The 21,664-nt window shown below is 51.6% G+C and carries 24 protein-coding genes; 22 read left to right on the forward strand and 2 right to left on the reverse strand.

The features are described from left to right. The first annotated feature begins 127 nt into the window (after window positions 1-127). The 14 genes from ABD997_RS14400 (at window position 128) to ABD997_RS14465 (ending at window position 10,857) form a co-directional block, all read left to right on the forward strand. Window positions 128-622, forward strand: a complete 495-nt coding sequence (locus ABD997_RS14400; protein ID WP_345317815.1) for a hypothetical protein — start codon at window positions 128-130, stop codon at window positions 620-622. A gap of 472 nt (window positions 623-1,094) precedes the next feature. Then, window positions 1,095-2,099 carry a S66 family peptidase gene (locus tag ABD997_RS14405; RefSeq protein ID WP_345317816.1) on the forward strand — a complete coding sequence of 335 codons (1,005 nt, stop codon included), beginning with the start codon at window positions 1,095-1,097 and terminating at the stop codon, window positions 2,097-2,099. Window positions 2,100-2,195: 96 nt separating this feature from the next. Beyond that, window positions 2,196-2,606, forward strand: coding sequence for a hypothetical protein (locus ABD997_RS14410; protein WP_345317817.1), 411 nt, complete (start codon window positions 2,196-2,198; stop codon window positions 2,604-2,606). A 124-nt stretch (window positions 2,607-2,730) separates the two neighbouring features. Beyond that, window positions 2,731-3,345 carry a DUF5625 family protein gene (locus ABD997_RS14415; protein WP_345317818.1) on the forward strand — a complete coding sequence of 205 codons (615 nt, stop codon included), beginning with the start codon at window positions 2,731-2,733 and terminating at the stop codon, window positions 3,343-3,345. A gap of 146 nt (window positions 3,346-3,491) precedes the next feature. Further along, the gene (locus ABD997_RS14420; RefSeq protein ID WP_345317819.1) at window positions 3,492-4,355 is read left to right on the forward strand and encodes a DUF2167 domain-containing protein; all 864 of its coding nucleotides are present in this window, start codon (window positions 3,492-3,494) and stop codon (window positions 4,353-4,355) included. Window positions 4,356-4,486: 131 nt separating this feature from the next. Beyond that, window positions 4,487-4,747 carry an Ada metal-binding domain-containing protein gene (locus tag ABD997_RS14425; protein ID WP_345317820.1) on the forward strand — a complete coding sequence of 87 codons (261 nt, stop codon included), beginning with the start codon at window positions 4,487-4,489 and terminating at the stop codon, window positions 4,745-4,747. Window positions 4,748-4,824: 77 nt separating this feature from the next. Next, entirely contained in the window at window positions 4,825-5,442 is a 618-nt protein-coding gene (locus ABD997_RS14430) for a class I SAM-dependent methyltransferase (protein WP_345317821.1), read from the forward strand. Window positions 5,443-5,871: 429 nt separating this feature from the next. Then, the gene (locus ABD997_RS14435) at window positions 5,872-6,063 is read left to right on the forward strand and encodes a DUF3185 family protein (protein WP_345317822.1); all 192 of its coding nucleotides are present in this window, start codon (window positions 5,872-5,874) and stop codon (window positions 6,061-6,063) included. 12 nt (window positions 6,064-6,075) lie between these two features. Continuing rightward, on the forward strand, window positions 6,076-6,327 hold the full coding sequence (locus tag ABD997_RS14440) for a GlsB/YeaQ/YmgE family stress response membrane protein (RefSeq protein WP_345317823.1): 252 nt from the start codon (window positions 6,076-6,078) through the stop codon (window positions 6,325-6,327). 162 nt (window positions 6,328-6,489) lie between these two features. Further along, window positions 6,490-7,245, forward strand: coding sequence for a DUF1571 domain-containing protein (locus tag ABD997_RS14445; RefSeq protein ID WP_345317824.1), 756 nt, complete (start codon window positions 6,490-6,492; stop codon window positions 7,243-7,245). A gap of 158 nt (window positions 7,246-7,403) precedes the next feature. After that, window positions 7,404-8,048 (forward strand): hypothetical protein, encoded by a 645-nt coding sequence (locus ABD997_RS14450; RefSeq protein ID WP_345317825.1) that lies wholly within the window; start codon window positions 7,404-7,406, stop codon window positions 8,046-8,048. A gap of 136 nt (window positions 8,049-8,184) precedes the next feature. Next, on the forward strand, window positions 8,185-9,519 hold the full coding sequence (gene nhaA, locus ABD997_RS14455; protein WP_345317826.1) for a Na+/H+ antiporter NhaA: 1,335 nt from the start codon (window positions 8,185-8,187) through the stop codon (window positions 9,517-9,519). A gap of 215 nt (window positions 9,520-9,734) precedes the next feature. Continuing rightward, entirely contained in the window at window positions 9,735-10,151 is a 417-nt protein-coding gene (locus ABD997_RS14460; RefSeq protein ID WP_345317827.1) for an MAPEG family protein, read from the forward strand. A 124-nt stretch (window positions 10,152-10,275) separates the two neighbouring features. After that, window positions 10,276-10,857 (forward strand): FKBP-type peptidyl-prolyl cis-trans isomerase, encoded by a 582-nt coding sequence (locus tag ABD997_RS14465; RefSeq protein WP_345317828.1) that lies wholly within the window; start codon window positions 10,276-10,278, stop codon window positions 10,855-10,857. Window positions 10,858-11,386: 529 nt separating this feature from the next. Here ABD997_RS14465 and ABD997_RS14470 read toward each other — a convergent pair. Then, window positions 11,387-12,715, reverse strand: a complete 1,329-nt coding sequence (locus ABD997_RS14470) for a sulfite oxidase (protein WP_345317829.1) — start codon at window positions 12,713-12,715, stop codon at window positions 11,387-11,389. A gap of 596 nt (window positions 12,716-13,311) precedes the next feature. On the opposite strand from ABD997_RS14470, the gene ABD997_RS14475 reads away from it, so the two are divergent. The 8 genes from ABD997_RS14475 (at window position 13,312) to ABD997_RS14510 (ending at window position 20,438) form a co-directional block, all read left to right on the forward strand. Next, window positions 13,312-13,692, forward strand: a complete 381-nt coding sequence (locus ABD997_RS14475) for a VOC family protein (RefSeq protein WP_345317830.1) — start codon at window positions 13,312-13,314, stop codon at window positions 13,690-13,692. A gap of 242 nt (window positions 13,693-13,934) precedes the next feature. After that, window positions 13,935-14,633, forward strand: a complete 699-nt coding sequence (locus tag ABD997_RS14480; protein WP_345317831.1) for a MauE/DoxX family redox-associated membrane protein — start codon at window positions 13,935-13,937, stop codon at window positions 14,631-14,633. 174 nt (window positions 14,634-14,807) lie between these two features. Beyond that, window positions 14,808-15,251 (forward strand): GFA family protein, encoded by a 444-nt coding sequence (locus ABD997_RS14485; protein ID WP_345317832.1) that lies wholly within the window; start codon window positions 14,808-14,810, stop codon window positions 15,249-15,251. A 104-nt stretch (window positions 15,252-15,355) separates the two neighbouring features. Then, the gene (locus tag ABD997_RS14490; RefSeq protein WP_345317833.1) at window positions 15,356-16,882 is read left to right on the forward strand and encodes a M16 family metallopeptidase; all 1,527 of its coding nucleotides are present in this window, start codon (window positions 15,356-15,358) and stop codon (window positions 16,880-16,882) included. Continuing rightward, the gene (locus tag ABD997_RS14495; protein WP_345317834.1) at window positions 16,879-18,405 is read left to right on the forward strand and encodes an insulinase family protein; all 1,527 of its coding nucleotides are present in this window, start codon (window positions 16,879-16,881) and stop codon (window positions 18,403-18,405) included. The genes ABD997_RS14490 and ABD997_RS14495 overlap by 4 nt, the downstream gene beginning before the upstream one ends. 145 nt (window positions 18,406-18,550) lie before the next feature. After that, window positions 18,551-18,988 carry a cupin domain-containing protein gene (locus tag ABD997_RS14500; protein WP_345317835.1) on the forward strand — a complete coding sequence of 146 codons (438 nt, stop codon included), beginning with the start codon at window positions 18,551-18,553 and terminating at the stop codon, window positions 18,986-18,988. A gap of 413 nt (window positions 18,989-19,401) precedes the next feature. Next, window positions 19,402-19,743, forward strand: a complete 342-nt coding sequence (locus tag ABD997_RS14505; RefSeq protein WP_345317836.1) for a CidA/LrgA family protein — start codon at window positions 19,402-19,404, stop codon at window positions 19,741-19,743. Then, complete coding sequence (locus ABD997_RS14510; protein ID WP_345317837.1) at window positions 19,740-20,438, forward strand: LrgB family protein; 699 nt, start codon at window positions 19,740-19,742, stop codon at window positions 20,436-20,438. The genes ABD997_RS14505 and ABD997_RS14510 overlap by 4 nt, the downstream gene beginning before the upstream one ends. 94 nt (window positions 20,439-20,532) lie before the next feature. Here ABD997_RS14510 and ABD997_RS14515 read toward each other — a convergent pair whose 3' ends face one another. Then, a complete protein-coding gene (locus ABD997_RS14515; protein WP_345317838.1) occupies window positions 20,533-21,561 on the reverse strand; it encodes an NADH:flavin oxidoreductase in 1,029 nt (342 codons plus the stop codon). Window positions 21,562-21,664: the final 103 nt, after the last annotated feature.

The following is a 21,664-nucleotide window of genomic DNA, read 5'->3' on the forward strand; positions in this document are numbered from 1 at the left end:
AAATCTGCCTAACAAATCGCTGCACCGGACGTTTGACCCGCCGCCCATTTTTGCTGCCGCAAAAACGGTCGTCGCCTCAAACGCCGGTGAGCTCAGGCGTTAGGCGTACAAGAAAGGACGGAGTATTTTGTTAGGATATTTGGTAACCGCATTACCCCATATAGTTGCTATTTTAAGCTTAGTATTTTTAACCAAAGCTCTTATAGAATGCTTTAAAGGTAAAGTTCCTTCAGCTCCTGCTGCAATAGGAAGGGCACTAGGGATTATCGTACTAGGCCAGCTAACCTGTTTTTATTTGTTATGGTATATTTTTTCATTCTTATTGAGCTTTATTAACATTGCAGCCAAAGATTCAAGTATTGCACTTTTTCATGGACCAATAGGTATTATTTTCATTTTAGCTGCTGGCTTTTTAGCTGTTCGTACTTTTGAAGATACTCAGTCTATGAACTTAAAAATTGTCGCAGTAATTGGACTTCTAATCCAAGGATTAATTACTGCTTTTAATTTTAATGAAGGGTTATCTACAAATATTGCTTTGTATTTGCTAATACCTCTAATATTTATCGGTGGTTATATAGGTAAACGTACGCCTAACAAGCTGTTCAAGCGGGACAAATAACAGTTGGCTGGTTCCGCTTCGCTTCACATTTTAGCCAACTACTATCCGCCCCTTAACAGGGCGTTATGTGCCCAGTGCGCGTTAAATGTATGAGGCAAGATGTGGTATGAAATTCATACTTAGAGTTGCTGGAACATCGTTGGGAACGGTGTTCATCGTGCTTGCCGTTTATGAGACCATTAGTAGCACTGGGACGATGAGCACTCTTAGCGTTATGTCTTCCTATGCCGTTGGAGCAGCGTTTACCTACTATGGCCTTACCGGTCGATCCAGGCTGCTAAAAAAAAAGCTGACCTCGGTAGGAAAGCTTAGATCTCACTTGAAATATGAATAGCACATAACAAGGCGCTACAGGCGGATCGCAATCGCTCGGCTGGCTGTTGCTCGTGCCTCGCAGATTTTAGCCAGCCAAAGTGCTTCCGCTGAGCGGGGCGTTATTTTTGCTTATTTGAATTATGGAGGATAAGAGTAGGTGATATTCCCACAAGCTCTAAAAGTTGGTGATAAAATTGGCTTCTTTTCACCATCTTCACCCGCAACGGCTTTTGCGCCAGTTCGTTTCAGACGAGCAAAATCGTATCTGGAATCTCAAGGCTTTGATCTAGTAGAGGGGCACCTCACTGGCTGTTCTGATTCATATCGTTCCGGCTCAATTCTAGAGCGTGCAGAAGAGTTTAACCGATTAATCCGTGACCCTAATGTTCGCTGTATCATGTCTACAATTGGTGGTAGCAATAGTAACTCTCTATTGCCCTACATCGACTATGAAGCACTCAGAAACGATCCCAAGATTATCATTGGCTATTCTGATGTAACGGCTTTACTACTGGGTATCTATGCTCAAACAGGACTTATTACTTTTTATGGCCCAGCATTGGTTGCATCATTTGGTGAGTTTCCACCCTTAGTTGACGAAACACTTAAGTCTTTTCTGGATATTTTATGCTCGGAGTCTGACTCGTATCAGTACACAATGCCTCCGTCGTGGACAGATGTTATGCACGACTGGGAAACTCAAGACTCTCCAAAATCTAGTTACGCAAATGAATGGCAGTTTTTAGGTAATGGCCAAGTTAGTGGTCGTATAATTGGTGGTAATCTTAATACTATGGCAGGCATATGGGGTAGCAAATATATGCCTAAGATAGAGTCAGGCGATATCCTCCTGCTTGAAGACTCTCTCAAAGGTATAGAAACAGTCGAACGTTCTTTTGCCCATTTAATGGCTTGCGGTGTGTTTGAAAAGGTTGGTGCAATTGTATTAGGTAAGCATGAACTGTTTAATGACAAAGGGACGGGGCGCTCGCCACTTGACGTTTTGCTTGAGGTGTTAAATGGTAAAAACGTCCCTATACTTTATGGTTTCGACAGTTGTCATACGCACCCAATGCTGGTTACACCTCTGGGCATTCAGGCTTCAATCGATTTTGACAGCCAAACTATTGGGCTTGAAAGTCAGTGGGTAACAGCAAAATAACAAAGCATTTAAGAGTGATTCCAAACGCTTGCCGGTTTCGCTTCGCTCACAGTATGGCAAGCGCTTGTCACACCTTAACGCAGCGTTAGGCGCAATATGATAACGAGGGCGATAATTTTAATCTTTATAATCTGCATATCTAGTTGTGCGCTATTTGCAGATTTAGATTATGTAAAAGTCACACCAGTTAAATTTGTTCCAGTAGTTGGTAGTGGAGGACCTAAGTGTCAAGGAATGTGCCCCTCCGACATAGAGGATGCGGAAAAAATTGAAGTAATGGCTGGCAGAACTGCTTTCTGTAAGATTGTTGAGCCAGCCGAATGTTATGGAAACTTAAAAGCCAGTTCCGCCTTTTTGGAATTTGCAAAGAAAGAAGTGGTCAATAAAGGACTTTGCACTAATACTAAGTACGCGGGCGAAAACTCGGAACATCCCAAGATTTATACTGTGGAGGGAAATTCAGTTTTCTGGATTTTCGTTATTTGTGGTAACGAGAGAGTTTTGTAGGAATGTCGCCTAACAAGCGCATAAAGTGAAGGGACTGCTATCGCTTGGCTCGGTTCCGCTTCGCTGCACAGTATAGCCAAGCATTATCAGCCCCTTATGCGAACGTTAAGTGCCAAGGAGAGCCATGAGTAATCGTTCAGCCATAATCGCAATAATAATTCTTGCAGCTCATGCTCTTTTCACTCATTTCTTTAGCGAGCATTTTTCAAAGGCACCGTTAAAAGAGCCTATAAATCTTACTGACTCGGTTAATTCTACATTTGAAATTTATATACCCATGGAGCAAACATACGAGATTAATTTACTTTTTGACCGTAAAGAACTCGACTTTGAATATTTAAAAAGCGTACTGGGTAACATGACCAACAATGATGAAAACGGAATGCCTTTAAATGTAGTTTGGTCACTTTATAAAGAAGATAGTTTGGTCAAATCTAACAGCTTAATAGCTTTAAACTCTTGTGGTTGGTCACAGGCGCAAGTTTATCGTTGCCTTGGAAAAATAAAAGTTCCTTCTGGTAAGTATAAATTTTCAATCAATGTAAATAATCCAAGCCGCGAGTTTGCTAACTTCACAAGTTATATCTCAATAAACTATAACTTTAAAAATGCACATACTTGGCAAACATCGTATATGTTCTTAGGGATGTTATTTAATATTTTTATCGCACCGTTCATAGGTGGTATCATTTTGCTTATTTTAATTGTTAGGTATATTAGGCACTTAACAAGCGCATAAAGTGAAGGGACTGCTAACGCTTGGCTCGGTTCCGCTTCGCTGCACAGTATAGCCAAGCATTATCAGCCCCTTATGCGGGCGTTAGTTGCGTAGGTTGAGCCGATGCAGCATCAACATAAATTACAATTACAAATAAGGAAATATTAATGCGTTTAGGACTATTAATTGTATGTACCATATTTTTCTCCTTTTCAGCTTTTTCTCAAGATGATGAGTACCTTAATCAGGTTCAGCAACTTGACTGGAAAGGTGTCGTTGATAGCTATGAACTTCCCTCTAATGATGCAAAGATTACGATTAGTGAAAATGAGTATTTAGTTTTGGGAAAAGATGCCCACAAATTCATGCTTCTTACAGAAGGGCACGATGGCTTCAAGCCTGACGCCGTAAAACTCAAAATACATGCAGATGAATCTGAATCTACGGCAATTTATCAGCGATATGACATTGGTTTTGTAGAAACTGATGACTGGGAAGAAAACATTGATTCCGATGAGATGTTAGCTGAAATCATACAAGGCACAGAAGAAACCAATAAAATACGCGCTGAAGGTCATGCCAAGCTATATATTGACGGTTGGGCGCAAACGCCTTTTCTGGATAAAGAGAATTCGATTATTTATTGGGCTATTAATGGGCATACAAGTGAGAATACACAATTTATTAACGCTAAAGCATTAAAACTAGGCAGAAAAGGTTATACAGAAGTTATTTGGGCTGGTTCTCCTGACCAATTTACTAATGCCGAAGCTGTATTAGAGCCTGTTTTGGCGAGTTATACATATAATGAAGGCTTTCAATATGACGACTTTATACCTGAAACAGACACTGTTGCTGCAATGGGAGCTGGCGCATTAGTTTATAAACTTGCAACAGGTAAAGCCGCTGTTAAAGCTGGATTCTTAGCCGCTGCTGCTATTTTTGCTAAAAAGTTCTGGTTTATCATTTTTATACCGTTCGTATATGGTTGGAAATGGATCAAACGAAAATTTTCTGGCAAATCAGAGTAAGCAGCTAACAAGTTGCTAAAGTTCGTTCGTAAACTCACTGGGACAATTAACAGTTGGCTTGGCGCTTCGCGCAAGTTTAGCCAACAGTCAATTGCCCCTTAGCAAAGCGTTATGCATAAGGAAGCGCAACAATGACAAAGCAATACAAACTGCTCTCCGGCTCTGGTGAACTATTCCTAAGTGATAAACCTGGTGTGCTTGGTGGTAATAGCAAAGCCAAAATATACGGCAAGCTTGATTGTTCCGCTGCAAATAGAGCGCTTGCTAAGGGGTACGCTTCCCATAGAGTATTCTTTGTATCTGAGAGTGATGCGATAAACGCAGGCTACCGCCCCTGCGGTAGTTGTATGTGCGAGCAATACAATGAGTGGAAAAAACACTCAAATGCATAACAAGGCAATCAACTTCATCGCTGACGCTCCGGCTGATTAAAGCGTTAGGTGGGTTTTAATACTGAGAATACCTTACGATGAAATTCTACGATAAATACGTGCTTCCTCGGATCATAGATTTTACCTGTGGCTTAAAGCCAATGATGAAGCAGCGCGAGAAAATTGTTCCCCTGGCCGAAGGGCGGGTGTTAGAGATCGGAATCGGTTCGGGATTAAACTTGCCTTTCTATAACCCAAGCAAAGTCAAACATTTATGGGGGCTGGATCCATCTCAGGAGATCTGGGCTTTAGCGCGAGACACGCACGGAAAACTTGGCTTCGATGTTGAGTTTATCGAGGCGTTTGCTGAGGATATCCCGCTGGATGACGGTACAGTCGACACCGTATTGATTACATACACAATGTGTACGATTCCAGGCGTGATATCTGCATTGAATGAGGCACGCCGTGTACTCAAGCCTAATGGTCGCCTCCTGTTTTGCGAGCATGGTCTGGCGCCCGATGAAGGTGTGCAAAGATGGCAAAACAGGTTGAATCCCACCTGGAAAAGAATAGGGGGTGGTTGCAATCTCAATCGGCCAATTCCTCATCTAATTCAGCAAGCTGGTTTTAAGATTCGAGATATGGAATCTATGTACATTCCCGGATGGAAGCCCGCCAGTTTCAACTATTGGGGGATGGCTACTCCTCGCTAGCACGGCTGCGCCACCTATCAATGCGTTGCAGAGGGACCGGCCTGCAGCCGCCGGCTGATTGCAGCGTCGAGAGGCTATCAGGCTGATGGATAGACTCACTGAACATTGGCAGAGACCAATCATCACACTTGCCGAGACAAAGCTTGTTCGTAGCCGTTCTATAGAAGAGAGAGCCTTCGTTGATTCCAGGCAGGGTATCTTGCCCTAGAGTCCATTGAAGATACTGTGCGAGATCTAAGTACAGAAAAACTAGTGAGTTACCTTAATAGTGAGTATTCGAGTCAGGTCGGTGAGTGAGAGACTCTTAACAAGTAAAAACAGCATCGCCCTGCGGTCTGGATGCGCTAATGCACGTTAGCTGCAATACTAAAAACATTACATCTCTTTCAACGACAGGCGTTCAACATGGCTACGGGTTCAGGAACCACAATGAAAATCATCGGTATTACTCTGGTAGTTTTAGGACTTGGACTTGCAATATGGGGCTATCAATTATCAGGTTCTGTCGGTTCTCAAATATCACAGGCCGTCACAGGCTCGGATACAGATAAAGTAATGACTTTCTACATTGCTGGCGCTGTCAGTTTTGTTGTTGGCATATACCTTTTCCTTAAAAAATAAATGGGAGGCAACATGGATATCATCAGCTTTTTAGTATTTTTAGCAGTTGGCGCGCTGGTTGGGTGGCTTGCTGGCGTCATAGTGAAGGGCAGAGGATTTGGTGTTATAGGCAATATAATTGTGGGAGTTGTTGGTGCTGTACTTGGTGGTTTCATATTCGGTTTGCTCGGCATAACAACAGGTGGTTTTTTGGGATCAATAGTTATGGCAACTATTGGTGCTATTATTTTGCTGTTTATAATTGGTTTGGTTAAGAAGGCGTAGCTCAATAGCGGTTAACAATAAAATCAATCTGGCAAATATTTCAGCGGGTAAAAATTCCCCGCTGAAATATTGCCGAATTATTTTGTCGTTGTATTAATTAACGAAGACTATCATTTAAATACTATGGCTACCTAAACTGTTTCAGCGGCGGATTTGTCAGACATGGACAACATTGCAAACAATCCTTCGTCCCGGTTCATCTGTTTAGCGTTGTTCGTAATCATTGCTATAGCCGCGTACGGCAGTGAAATTGTTGAACCCAATCCTGAGCAGTGGCTTATGGAGGCAGAGGCCGCCTACGACAGGGTCGAAAGTTACACCGCCATTTTTCATAAACAGCAGCGGATAGCGGGCGAACTTCTTGACGAAGAGACCATATTCCTAAAGTTCAGGAAACAGCCATATTCCCTGTACATGAAGTGGGTGACAGAACCCTACAAGGGTAGCGAGTTACTGTACGTAGTGGGCTGGAATAAGGGCCGAATCAAGGCGCACAGAGGCGGATTTTTCAGCTTTATCGTTCGCAACCTCGCCCCAAATGACCCGAAACTCATGGAAAATGACCTTCGCCCGGTGACCAGTACAGGGGTTGGATTCCTCCTGCAGACTGTTGCGATAAACATGCGTAAGGCGATCAAAGCTGGTGTGCTCACGTTCACTGATCACGGAAAAGAAAGTGTCTACGGCAGGGACACGCAGGTCATGGTAATCGACATACTACCCAACGAGAATGCGGAGGACTACGACGGTGCGCGGTTTGTTATCAACCAGGATGTCGAGAGCAAGATCCTGATACGGATCAGAGTCTATGACCGGAAAGGCCAGCTCATCGAAAACTACGGGTACGAGAACCTAAACCTTGACGCGCGTCTGTCAGACGCCGACTTCGACCCAAAGCGTCCGGAGTATGACTTCTAATTTTTTCCATTGAGATCAGAACAAGGACCTCTATCTGGGTAGCGTCTTCATGGGGTGATTGCACATAACAATCGCTTTTAGACGACGTATTTTCCGTCGTCCCGCTCTGGCAAACCTGCAATTCAAGCGGGTTGTTCAAATAATAAGGAGTTTAAATTTTGAATAAATTACAGAAAATAGGGGGTGTTTCCGCTATTTTTGAAGCCATTATTTACGTATCTGCATTTGTATTCTTTGGTGCGTTTTGGAATTTCCCTACCGATGCTGATTCTGTACAAAAGTTTGCCTTTTTAGCTGAAAATCAGGTCATTCTATCCATCGTAAATCTCATTATGTACGTACTCTTTGGGATTGTTTTGGCTGTATTAGTGCTGGCGATTAATGAGCGCTTGAAAAGCAATGCCCCAACCCTTTCACAAATTGCCTCTATATTTGGTGTCGTTTGGGTGGGCTTAGTCATTGCCAGTGGAATGATTGCAAATATAGGGTTATCTGCTGTTTTGGAGCTATCAACTAAAGACCCAGAACAAGCTATGACAGTCTGGCGGGCCATTTACTCAGTAGTGGAAGGTTTAGGTGGTGGAAACGAAGTGGTTGGAGGGCTTTGGGTTCTATTGCTAAGTTTTGCCGCTTTAAAAGGTGATGAGTTTTCTCAAAGGCTTAACTACTTCGGGATCTTTGTTGGTATTGTTGGCATTCTTACCGTTTATCCTGCTGAAGTACTTACAGAAATTTTTGGTGTAAGCCAAATTGTATGGTTTTCTTGGCTGGGAGCAGCCATGGTTGCGAGTAGTAAAAGCTAACAAGCCAATAAAGCAGGGCAGAAAAAGTTGGCATATTGTCCTTCGTCGCTAATTTTAGCCAACAAATTTCTGTCATTATTATGGCGTTAATTGCTCTTAGCCAAGCGTAAGTGCTTGACAGTCGGAATGACTTTTTATGATTACAGGTCAGCAAGAAAGTCCAGGAATGTCCCGATTACCAAAGGAATTTGCGGATCGGCTGGCAAACCCCTTTGTGCGCTTCTTGCGCATTGAGTCAGCGGGTGGGGCAATGCTTCTATTTTTTACTGTTGCCGCACTCATTCTATCCAACTCACCGTGGGCAGGATCGTTCGAACACGCATGGGAGACACAGGTCGGTCTTCAGGTGGGCTCAATCGAGTTTGCCCGTTCGCTGCGGGAGTGGATCAACGATGGGCTGATGACGCTGTTTTTCTTTGTTGTCGCATTGGAACTTAAGCGGGAGTTGGTTCTCGGAGAGTTGAGCAAGCCTCGCATGGCCGCGTTATCTATCGTCGCTGCCTTGGGCGGTATGATCGTTCCCGCTGCGATCTATCTGGCACTGCAATCAGGTCAGCCCGGCCAGCATGGATGGGGCACTGTCATGGCAACTGACACGGCGTTTGTTATCGGTTGCCTAGCCCTGCTTGGCTCGCGCATTCCTCAAAGCTTACGGGTGTTCATGTTGTCGTTGGCGATTGTTGACGATATCGGCGCAATACTTGTCGTCGCAATCGGCTACAGTAGCGATATTGCCTGGTGGCCGTTGGTGATGGCTGCGCTTGGCCTGTTGGTTATCCGTGCAATCACATTGCTCGGCTTTCGTAGCTTTCCTCTCTACTTTCTGGTGGGCGTGTGCATCTGGTTTGCAGTGGATGCGTCCGGGATCCACGCTACCATCACAGGCGTGATGCTCGGCCTGATGACGCCAGCGCGTCGATGGGTCAGCGATCAGCGGCTATACGCGATATTGGGTCAGGTTATTGCGCACCCAGCCAGCAGCGAAGGCAGCGGAGTCACGAAGGACCGACAAACATTACAGATGGCCGAAATTGCCGCGCGTGAAACGCTATCTCCTGTGGAGCGTCTGGAGATCGCGCTACATCCCTGGGTAGGCTTTGTAATCATGCCCCTGTTCGCATTTGCCAATGCTGGCATGTCACTCACGCTCAGCGAATTGGAAAGCTTGCTTACCGTGGCGGTTTTCTTGGGTTTCGTGCTTGGTAAGCCTATTGGTATTCTTTTTTTCTGTTGGCTGGCTATACGTTTGCACATTGCGACTCGCCCACCAGAACTCAGCTGGAGGTTACTGGCCGGTGGTAGCTTGCTCGCGGGAATCGGCTTCACCATGGCGCTGTTCATTGCGAACATGGCTTTCGATAACAGTCTGATTGACAGTGCTAAGCTGGGAATCTTCTTCGCATCTGTTTTCTCTGCAGTGGCGGGGCTTGCACTTTTGATGTGGATTCCTGAACGTGTAAAAACGCCTTGAGTGTGAAACAAATGAAAGCTCTTCATACCAGCATGGAGCGGTGATAACGGATACCGTTCGTGTTGCCACTGGCGCTAACAAGGCGCTACAGGTTGATCGAAATCGTTTGGCTGGATGTTGCTCGTGCCTCGCATATTTTGGCCAACCAAACTGCTTTTGGCATAGCGGGCGTTAATTTATCAATTATAGATCCGAACTAGATACAGGGGAAACTGATGAATTCACCAACAGTAATTTCATTGCTTGGCTTTGTTAGTTGGAGTTTATTGTTGCTGGTTATTATGGAGGCCATTCGTACTAAAATGGTTTTGACAAAAGAAGTAGCCCCGAATGGATTCAACCCAGAAAACTCAAATTTATCCCCCTTTATGCAACGGCTGGCAAGAGCTCATGCCAATTGTGTAGAGGGGTTACCCATTTTTGGTGGTTTATTGGCTTTTTCGATTTTTACTGGAAATCAGTCAGTAACAGATCAACTCGCCCATGCTTTCCTTGCAGCCAGAATCGCCCAATCTGCCGTACATTTACTGTCTACGAGCCCCGCAGCAGTTACTTTAAGATTTAGTTTTTTTGCGGTTCAAATGATTATAGGCGTGTTCTGGTGTTACAAGCTGTATGAGGCAGTCGCTTAGAGAATAGTTGGCTTAACAACACCAGGCAACATCGGCCATTTGATGGCCTGGCGCTTCTTTCAATTGACCATTGTTAACGGCGCCATGTCTCACTAATATCAAATACTCAACAAGGGAATTGTAAATGAAATATTTGACCGTGCTATCACTCTTTTTAGTGCTGCTAACAGGATGCAAATCCACTCAAACACTTAAGCCTGTCTCCCAGATCAAACCCTCGGTTGCAAAAGAAGGTTCCCTTGCCAATGAAAAACTAATCTTAGATGCTACAGCAGGCTTGCAGGCGCTAATGGGGACTCCTATCAAAAGCTCTGAAGTGTTAAAGTTTGTTATTCAGCAGCCGATTGGAGACAACGGCTCTCGCGCATGGCGGGAAATGTGGATCGTTAAACAACCTGAAAACACAACTCAGTTCTTACTCACATTTAAAGAAGTAGGCTTGGGTTCGGCTGAATTTGAAATAACGCCAATGGACGGTGGGAAAGATCGTTATAAATGCCCTGACAATATTGCCCAATTTCCCATTGGGGACACAACCTCAGATGATGTGGTTTCATGCATGGGAAAACCTCGACACGAGGACTATAACTCTGATGGACGTTTTGTTTATCTCTATGAAACTCAGAATAAAATCATACTGACCTATCTATTCGGAAAAGATAAAAAACTCGTAAAAATCACCGGCTATGAGAAATCTGGTGGATAGAGAGACAAAGTTGCAATTAACTCGTTATCATGTTGTCTGAGGCAATAATCTTTAGGCTCAGTTGCTTTTCTCCAATTTCAACCAGCATGTTATGGCCCCGAAGCGGGGCGCCACATAGTTTACCTTGAGGTAGGTGGTCATCAACTCTTGGGCATTAGCCTGGGAGGAAGATTGGCCCTGCGTGATGGTGGCCCTGGAGGGTAATGAGTCGAAAGGTAATCCAGGATGGTCGTTTCCACATTGTCAGGGAATTGCCATAACCCCTGGGTTTTCTGCATCCAGCGAATCATCGATTCCCAGGTATCTCTGTCGCCCCGCTGCAGCGTTATGAACTTGGCCGAGTGACAGACGGTACAATTGTTTTTTACCGTTTCCCAGCCGGGGGCCATTATCAACCCGGACTCCTTATCCTTTTCGTAAGAGGGTTGATCGACCGCCAAACTGCTGTTTGCTGTTACCAGCAGGAGCATGGACGCTGATATCGCCAAAAGCTTTATTGAACCTCGGTTGCTCATGATGTCCCCCTCACCTAGACCACTTGAACCGCAATGCGATGACAGGCGTTGTTTAGATAACCTTTCGGGTTCCATCCTGGCAGGATCGTCGGTTGAGCCTTGCCGTTGCTATCGGTGGCACGGGCCCACACTTCGTAATAGCCGGGTTCTGGGAATTTGAGGTTGGCAGACCACTTTTGCCAAGCGAGGCGGTTTACCGGCTTTTCCAGTTTTGCCCGCTGCCAGGTGGCGCCGAAGTCTATGGAGACTTCCATCTCTTTCACCGCCAGATCACCTGCCCACGCCTTGCCGCGAAATTCGAAAGTCTCTTTCAGTGCATGTGTCACACCACTTTTTGGGAAGGTGATTAGGGATTTGACAGGCATTGATTCGATGATGCACATCTCCTCATCGGCCACCTTGGTGCCCGGGGCGACCGGTTCACAGGGGACTCGATAGGCCTGGCCTGTCATCTTCTGACCATCATGAACCTTGTTGCGTATGACAATCTTATTCAACCATTTGCCACAGGTGGAGGCAGGCCAACCTGCGGTTATCAACCGCAATGGATAGCCATTTTGGTAGGGAATGTCTTCACCGTTGAATCCCCAGGCGATCAGTGACTCCTCTTCCAGTGCCTTATGCATCGGCACACCCCGGGAGATAGCATCTTTGTTGGGGTCACCACTTAAATGGCGATCAGCACTGTAGTAACCGATGTAGACGGCATCATCTTTTATGCCACAGGCTTCGAGGACATCCTTCAGTCTCACCCCGGTCCACTTCGCGCATCCTACCGCGCCGGTACTCCACTGGTTTCCCTTCGCCGGAGGGTTAAATTCGCTGCGACCGTTGCCGCCACACTCCAGCGTTAGAGCGTAGGTGTAGTGCTTGAATCGCTTTTTCAGTTCCGCCAGGGTAAAAGTCTGGGGTTTGAGACAGGACTCTCCGGCGATTTCCAACTCCCACTGGTCGACATCACCTATGGTGTCCAGTGCCGGTGGCAAGCCGTTGTTGCGAACAAAAAAGTACTTTGCGGGGGTGAAATCATCATCAAGCAGGTGGGCGGGGGTTTCTGCATTGATAGGTCTGTCATTCAGTACCCTAAGGCCCTCCTTACCCTCTATTGAGAAAGGCTCAGGCGCCTCGGCAAAAGCAGCCGGTATCAGCCCTCCTGGCATCTTGCTGGCAAAAGGAATGTAACCTCCCAGCGCAGCGGACATTGCTAATAATCCGGACTTCTTCAGGAAGCCTCTCCTGCTGCTGTCTGTCTCTCGGCCCCACAGCAGTTTGTCTGCAGCGATAGGGTCTTGAGAATAAAGTTCATGGATACCAATAGATTTTTTCTTATCTCTTTCAGGCATTTATCTGGCCTCTTTTGTGATGCCGATACTCAAATTTGATAAACTCCTAGAGCTTAGTTCCTGAGCCTCATTTTTCCAGACGACTGAATCGCAGGTTGTGATCTCAATGATTTAAGCCGTCTTCAAATCAAAAACATCACAAGGCGGTGTTGCCGCCTTCGGCAGGGACTTGGATTCCGCTGGTGCTTTGTGGCAGTCCTACACCGCGGCGTTCGACATCCATGGTGAAAGGGCATGGCAGCTAGGGAGGATTCTCCAGCGGAGAAAGGGTTGAGGAAACTCGAAGTATTGCTTTGCCGTTGTCGCTTCGATGCTGCTTACCATAATCGTCTTGGCTTGGGAGTGGTTAGAGAATCCTGGCGGTATATTTCGAACTGAAAAAAGCACCCAGTGGCATTTTGCTTGCGGGACGGCCATAAGTTGGTTTGCACCCACGTTGTTGTATCTCTCCATTGTGTCTCTCATCAGTTGCTTCATCTTTGCGATGTTTACTGACGAAGGTAATGGGTCTAAGGCACGGATAACTGGATGAATGAGCTTGTTGTTCTTTGGTCATCCGACAACCTATGTAATTTATGAGCATTTTGGAAATTTTAATGAATCTGAACCAAGTAACCCTACCAGTCTTAGATATGAAGAAGGCGGTTGAGTTTTACCAGTTGCTGGGCTTCCTATTGATCGTTGACACTCCTCATTACGCACGATTTGAGTGCCCAAAGGGCGAATCGACATTTTCATTGAGTCTTGAGGGTAGGGCGTTTAGTAACGGTGCAGTCATTTACTTCGAGCACCCGGATGTGGACGAATGGGTGGTGGCGTTGAAAGCCAAAGGTGTCAAGTTTGAGCAGGACCCACAGGACAAAAGCTACCTGTGGCGCGAGGCGGTTCTGCACGACCCCTCCGGTAATAAGATTAAGCTTTACTGGGCGGGTAAGAACCGTCGGCACCCACCTTGGCGTGTCCAAGGTAAAGTCTAATGGCGTATGTTCAGGTGCTATTAATAATAAAATGGTAGGGATTAAAGCTTAATGCCATATCTAATACAATAAAGTGGCCCCCAGGTGGTGCTATTATTAAATCAACCAATTTTCTTTTTTATTTTTCTGTTGAGACTGGTACTAAAACATTCCAGTTCAGCTAGGCTATTATTCTTATATATCTTATTTATGGGTGAATTCGTATGTCAGGCAAAAATTCAGCCAAACTCTACCGAATGGTGATGGATGACCATATCTGCCCCTTCGGATTGAAATCTAAATACCTGTTGGAGCGCCAGGGTTTTCAGGTCGAAGACCACTTACTGGAGAGCCGGGAGGAGGTCGAATCCTTCAAGTCCGCCCATGATGTCGAAACCACGCCTCAGACGTTCATCAACGGTACTCGGGTGGGGGGATACGAAGATCTTCGCCAGTATTTCGGGCAAAACGGTAATTCGGATGGAAAAACCTACAGGCCCGTTGTCACCCTGTTTGGCATGACGCTCCTCATGGCCCTGGGCGCCGCTGCAGTGGTAGAAGGGGTGTGGTTTTCTCTGCGCACCTTCGAATGGTTCATCGCCTTCTCGATGTGTGCCCTGTCGTACCTGAAGATACGGGACGTTGAGTCCTTCTCGACCATGTTCCTCAATTACGATCTGCTCGCTCGACGATGGGTGCCCTACGGCTATCTCTATCCATACGGGGAAGGTTTGGCCGGGTTGCTGATGATCGCCGGGGTCCTGCCATTCATCTCCATCCCTATTGCGATCTTCATCGGCGGTGTGGGGGCAACTTCAGTCATCAAAGCGGTATACATCGACAAGCGCGAACTCAAGTGCGCCTGTGTCGGCGGCGACAGTAAGGTGCCCTTGGGATTTATCTCCCTGACTGAAAATATCATGATGATTGTTATGGGGGTCTGGCTCTTAATCCGGCTGTAGGGCCGTTTTGAAAATCAGTTATCGCCGCCGCTCTGGCCTCAAACCGAATGAGGGGTGGCATCGTCTTAACGCGAAATAGTGGCCATCCGTTGATGGCCGTTTTCATTTCAGTGAATGACCCCTGAAAGCTGGCTGGGCCTGGGGGCGGGATTGGAACTAATCGAGGAGGGAACTATGACGACAGTAACCCGAGGCAGCTGCCTGTGTGGCGAGGTGACCTACGAGCTTCGCGGACACATTGGGCTTTTTCAATATTGCCACTGTTCACGTTGTCGAAAGTTTACCGGCAGCGCCCACGCCTCGAACCTGTTTGTTCAGCCCGAGCAGTTGGTTTGGCTAAGCGGCGAGTCTCTGGTCCGACGTTTCGAGCCGCAAACGAGTAAACACTTTGCCACCGCATTTTGTCAGCAGTGCGGGTCCTCCCTGCCCTGGTTGTCGAAAAGCGGCAAGGCGATGGTGGTGCCCGCAGGCTCGCTGGATGCGGATCCGGGGATCCGCCCACTCCAGAGTATCCATTTTGCCTCTCGCGCGCCTTGGTACGTCTCGCCGGATGCCTTGCCAGCTTATGACCGGCTGCCGACCAAGAAGCCGGACGCAAAGAGCAAGGGCAAGGTATGACATGCGCTTGTCGCCAAGCTGTTTGGCGGCGCAGGCGGCAAGCTGAAAAGGGGTTAAGGATGACAGAAGCGCGCAGGGCAGCGATGACAGAAGCTGGGATGGATATGAATTTGAGGCGCGGGCCCACAACCGCCGGCGCACCGCGACGATGGCGAACCCTGGGGGTGTTGTTGGCAGCAATGCTGACTCCCTCGCCATCCGTAACAGCCGCGGGGCAGGGCGGTGAAACCCCCACAGCGTTTAGCGGTGGTGTCGAGTTTGCCGGAGCGTCCGTGCTCTATCGCTTGGAGCGGGCCCTGCACTACGAGACTTTGGATAACGGCTTGCAGTTGCGGCTTCTGTCCCTGCCGGACAGCCCTGTGGTCTCCTTGGTAAGTCGTTTCGAGGTGGGCTCCCGTGACGAGTCGGCGCAGGAGCACGGTTATGCCCACCTGTTTGAACACCTGCTGTTTAAAGGCAGTGAGGCCGCACCGGGCGATGCCTACCAGCAGGCGATCGCTTCTTACGCGGGACGCTTCAATGCCACCACCGGGTTCGACGATACCCACTACTACCTGACCTTGCCCAGCGAGGCGTTGCCCCTGGCACTCTTTCTCGAGGCGGATCGCTTCCGCCACCCTTTGCTGACCGTTGAGACGGTGGAGAACCAGAAAGGGGCGGTGCTGGAGGAGATGGCAATGCGGATTGATAATTTGCCCTACGTGCGTCTGGCCATGGACGCGCTGTTGCCGCTACTGGCGGATACCCCATACGGACACTCGGTGATTGGCGATGAGGCTTCCATCTCGGCGGCCACGCCGGCGCGGTTAACGGCATTTCACCAGGCCCACTACCGGCCAGAGCGGATGCAACTGACACTGGTGGGCGACCTGCTGCCCCAGAGCCGAGACTGGGTGATGGAGCGCTTCGCGGATTGGGGCGATAACGCCACGACCCAAAGGGACGGTGCAGCGGTGGCCGGGGTGTCCGAGCGGGCGCGAAAGCCACTTTCTATTGCCCGGGAGAATTGGCACGCCGAGGTGGTCGACGCCCGGGGGCCTTGGCCGGTGTTGCTGTTGGGCTGGCACACGGTGCCGCCGACCCATCCCGATGCAGCAGCGGTGGCCTTGCTGGAGCGCCACCTGCTGCAAAGTACTGCCAGCTTGCTGGCGCAAACCCGACTGGATGATCCGGACCAGCTCTGGATGATGTCGCTTCCCCTGCCGATGGCGCTGCACGGGATGTCGGCGGTGGCACTGGTGCCTAGGGCCCGGGCTTCGCTGGATAGCCTTGCCCAGGCGGTGGCGGCACTGATCGAGGCGGTGGCCACCACGCCTCTGAGCCCAGCGAGGTTGGCGCGCTTGCAGCAGCAGTGGCTCGATGAACAGCTCGAAACCGTTGGGGATCCCCAGGCGCTGGCGTTGCAGCTCTCGTCAACGCTCGCCATCGATGAGGCCAAGCCGTTGACCGGCCCCTGGGAGCGGATTGTCGCGGTGACGCCGGCGGACCTGCAGCGGGTCGCCCAGCGATACTATCTCTCAGCCCAGCTTCGGCTGGATCTGCTGCCGCCCTGGTACCTGCGCTGGGGTAAACGGGTGTTGGAGTGGCTGCCGCAGAGCTGGGCGGATCGCATGGAGGCGTGGTGGTTATGATGGGCACAGCAAAGGTTGCCCCCGGGTGGGGCAAGGGTGCGAGTGCGCCGTGGGGCCAGGCTCTGGGCCTGCTGTTGAGCGCGATGGCCATCGTCATCCTTCAAGGTTGTCACTCACGGCCTATCAGCTTCTCCGAACCGTCTGCGGTGACGCTGCCGCAATTTGCGCCCCTGCCCGGGGCACCTGAGATCCCGGCACTGGCCCTGCCGCAGAGACTCGAGGCCAAGGTGTCTATATTGCCCTCGGGACATCCCTGGCACGCCATGGCGCTGCCGCCATCGGGACGGCAGAGCCTCACCCTGGTGGCTCTGAGCGCCGAGCCCTACGGCCAGATCCGCTTCCTGGCCGAGGCGCTGCGGTTGCAGCGACTGGCATTGATGCAAAGAGTAGACCTGCCCTGCATCGATACCCTGAAGATCAGTGCCCAGCTGCACAGCGTGGCCCTGCAGCTCAGCTGTCCCGACTCGGTGGCCTGGGGAGATGCCCTGGCGTTGCTGGTGAGGATGGTGGACCCGGAGGAGTACCGGAGACTGGATCTGCGCGAAGCAGCGCGTCGTCGGGCGGTGACTGACCGGATCAACGGTGCCGTCGACGGGGAGATGGACAGGGTCTGGCGTGAACTCCTGTTGGGGCGGGATCACCCCTATGTGCGTGCGCTTGACGAGGCGCCGACTCAGGATAGGGCCGATCGGCGCCTACAGCAGGCCCTTTCGCAGCTGCACCGCCAGTCCCGCTGGCAAGTGATCACCCGCAGCCGTGTCTCGGCCACCGAGGAACTGGCTTCGGCGCTGTCTGCCCCGATGGACGCCCTGATGGCACTGGATGCCCAGGTGGCATCCTCTTCAGCGCAGGCGTCGGTTTCTCTTGCGCCAGAAGCCACCGCCAGGGTGCCCGGGGGAGCGATCCACCTGCTGGATGCCCCCGGCAGTGCCCAGCTCCAGGTTTACCTGGGTTACCGCATGCCCGAGAGCGGGGAGGCGGGCAAATCCGGCGACGAAGCACAGGGCACTCTGATTTGTGAGTCGCTGGCGGCCTGGCTTGGGCGCAGTTTTACCGGTCGACTGTTTTACGACCTGCGGGAGGTGCGAGGCTGGACCTACGGGATCCACGGTTACTGCGCCGCCAGCCCGATGGCCACTATGCTGACTTTCTCCGGCAGTACGCGACTTGAGCACAGTGGGGCTTTTGTTTCCGGTGTGCTGGATCATCTTGCCCGTGCCGCCGAGGAGGCGCCGCCGAAAGCGGAGGTCCGCGCGGTCCAGCGCTACGCGGTGAGCCGTGCCCGGGTGGCGACCGCCAGCGAAGACGCGGCCTTGTGGGAATACCTGTCGCGACTGGTTCACCCCCGCCCGCCGCTGGCGCCCTGGCTACAAGCTCAGGATGGGGGGGCGTTGCGGCAAGCGGCGGCAACTCTGTTCGCCCGTCCGCCGGTGATCCTGCTCAGGGGCGATGCCCGGCGGATCCGGCAGGACCTGAACGCCAAGCTGCCCCAGTGGCCTATCGTGATGGTGCCTTCCCGTTAGGAGGGTGCGCGATTGCTGACGGTGCAGGGTACGAGCCTGGTTCCAGCGCAATTCGAGTGCAATTCGAGCGCAAGGGTGGCGTGTTCTACGCTTGAAGTTCCGGGGTTGGCCCGGGAGAGGCTGCAAATCTTGAGGAGAGGTCGCGATGAAGCTGGGAAGCTGTACTTTGGCCGTCACCCTGCTGCTGATGGGCCACAGCGGCGCCGGTGAGTTGCTCGACGTGGATCCGCCCGCAGAGGCGACATCGATGCTGTCGTCCGCCAGTCCGGTGATGCGGATGGAGACGCTGCTGAAGAGTGCCCTGGCGGCGCATGCCGACACCGAGGTGATCGTCAGCCGGGTTGAGCTGCCCCCTCATACAACGCTGCCGGAACACTGGCACCCTGGCGAGGAGTTTGCTTACGTGATCGAGGGCCAGGTCTTCCTTTGGCTGGGGGAGCAGAGCGTGAGCGGCCATGCGGGGGAGCTGCTCAAAGTCCCCTACAAGCAGGCACACTGGGCCGGTACCGGCGATGAGGGCGCGACCTTACTGATCTTCCGCGTCCATGAAGCGGGTGAGCCGGAGCGGGTGGCTGTGGAGTGAATACGGTCTGGCCGGGTGGACTCTTCACGCCACTGCCTTGATGGCAACTTTGCCGGCCCTGATATCGCTGTTCTTAATCCTGCTATACCCTAGCTTTCGCGAAGACAACTTGGTGCTCGACTGCACCAAGCTCTTAGGAACTCGGATCTAGGCCCTTGTTCCTAAGAGCCGGATCAAACTCTGATGCTTCTGGGCTTACACGAAGGTGGAGCATATTTAGGATCAGCAATTTAGGCTTGTGGCAGCTACCGCCTGATCCCGAAGAGAAAACTCGCTTTGGCCCTGAGGCCCCATCTTTTCGTTGACCCGGATCACACTCTGCTGTGTCCGCCGCGCATTATTTTTCCCAGGCGGCATCCTATCGCATCAAAAATGTCTCGGCAGGAGTAGAGCGCGTGGATAGGGTGTTTGGAATGGCAGGGTTGCTGGGGTTGTGGCTGCTGGGTGAGGGGATAAGCGCTCACTTCGGCCTACCGGTGCCAGGCTCGGTGATCGGTCTGATGTTGCTGTTTGTGATCCTCTGCCTTAAGGGGGGGATCCCCACTGGGGTGGCCAGCGCCAGCGACAGCCTGCTGAAGTACTTGGCGATGCTCTTCGTGCCCGCCGGTGTCGGCATCATGGTGTATGGCGAAGTGTTGCTGGATGTCTGGTTGCCCACCTCCGTGGCGGTGGTTCTGGCCACGCTGCTGACCCTGGGGATCAGCGCCACTGTGATGGCGGTGTCGATCCGATTGAGCCGGAGCCGTGAACTATGATGGCGCATATCCTCGAGCAGCCCGGTTTCTACCTGATGCTGACCCTGCTCTGCTTTGGTGTGGGACAGTGGGTGTTTGAGCGCAGCGGCCGCCATACCCTGGCCAACCCGGTGACCATTGCGGCCATTGGGGTGATCGCCACCCTGCTGGTGCTGGAGGTGCCCTACGAGCAGTATTTCGAGGGGGCACAGATCCTGCACTTCCTGCTGGGGCCCGCAACGGTGGCATTGGCGGTGCCCCTCTATCGCCAGATGCATCACCTCAAGCGGCTGTGGCTGCCCATCGTGCTGGCGATCTTGGCCTCGGTCAGTATCAGCTTTACCGGTGCCATCCAACTGTCCCGCTGGCTCGGGATGGATGGGGAGTTGGGCAATGCGCTGGGGCTTAAATCCGTGACGGTGCCGGTGGCGATGGGGATCAGTGAGCACATCGATACCACGGTGTCATTGACCATTGTCTTTGTGGTGATCACCGGTAACCTGGGCAGTATCATCGGCAGCAGTGTTCTGGGTCGTTTCGGAGTTCGTGACCCGCGTGTGATGGGGCTGGCGCTGGGGGCCACCTCCCACGGTCAGGGTACGGCGCGGGCGTTCGACCTTCACCCGGAGTCCGGTGCTTTTGCCGGCCTGGCAATGGCGCTGACGGCGGTGTTTGCCTCGCTGCTGATGCCGCTCATCTACAGCCTGATGCACTGAGGGCCACTCGTCCTGGCGATGAGGGCAGGAAAAAGAAACGGGAGGCGCCCATCACTGGGCGCCTCCCGTTTTTTGTACCTAGGGCGGTGTTCTTTTAGGCCGGTTCTTCCTGGTGGGCGAGGGCGCGGGGCAGCATCTGCTGGCGGCGGAAGGCGTCAGGATCCTTGAGGATCGCCCGGCCTACCGCTGCCAGATCCAGCCAGCCCTCGGAGAGTGCCTGCTCCATGTATTCCGCAGACTCGATCCCGCCGACACCGATTACCGGTGCCCCCACCTGACCGCACAGGGCGCGGGACTCCTCCACCAGGTACCCTTCGCCTCGGCGCGACTTAGGCCGGTTCCAGCCACCGATGCCAGAGGAGACATCGATCAGGCTGACGCCGGCCGCCACCAGCCGTCGGGCCACCTCTTTCATCTGGGATTGGCTCAACCCCTCCGGGTAACCATCCTGGCCGGGGATCCGCACCATGATCTCCAGGGTGGGGGCGGCGAGACGGATCCCCTCGATGATCTCCATCAGCAGGCGGGCACGGTTCTCCAGGCTGCCACCATAGCGATCCTGGCGCTGGTTGGTCAGGGGAGAAAGCCACTGGTTGAGGCCGTAGCCATGGGCGCAGTGGATCTCCACCAGGTCAAAGCCCGCCAGCTCGGCCCGCCGTGCGGCACCGATGAAGTCCTGGCGCCAGGCCTGGATATCGGCATCCGTCATCGCCCTAGGGGTTTCCAGGGTGCGGTCATAGGCGGGAACGGCGATCCCGGAGGGGCCCATGAGATCGCCGCTTATCTCGGCGCTGGCCTTGCCACCACAGTGGGTTAGCTGCAGGCCGGTTTTGACCCCCTGTTGATGAAGAAGCTGGGCAAGTCGAGTCAGCCCCGGCAGGCAGTCATCGCTGTGGGCACCCAACTGGTTGGGATCGCCGCGGCCGGCCAGGGAGACAAAGCTGTACTCCACCATCACCAGGGCGGCGCCGGAGCGGGTAAGGCGCTCGTAGTGGGCCAGGGTGGCTTCGGTGGCAAGACCTTCAGTGTCGGCGGTTTGCGAGGCCATCGGCGGCACCACCAGGCGGTTTTCCAGGATCAGGCCGCTGGCCAGGGCCAGGGGGCGAAAGCGCAGTTCAGTCATGATAAAGCTCTGGGTATCAGGCAAGTGGGCACAGTGTACAGAGCGGAATCCTGATGGGAAGGGAGCGGGATCACAGGGCGTCGGCAAACAAACGAAAAGGCTG

Source organism: Ferrimonas gelatinilytica (assembly GCF_039544205.1).
GTDB classification, from domain to species: domain Bacteria; phylum Pseudomonadota; class Gammaproteobacteria; order Enterobacterales; family Shewanellaceae; genus Ferrimonas; species Ferrimonas gelatinilytica.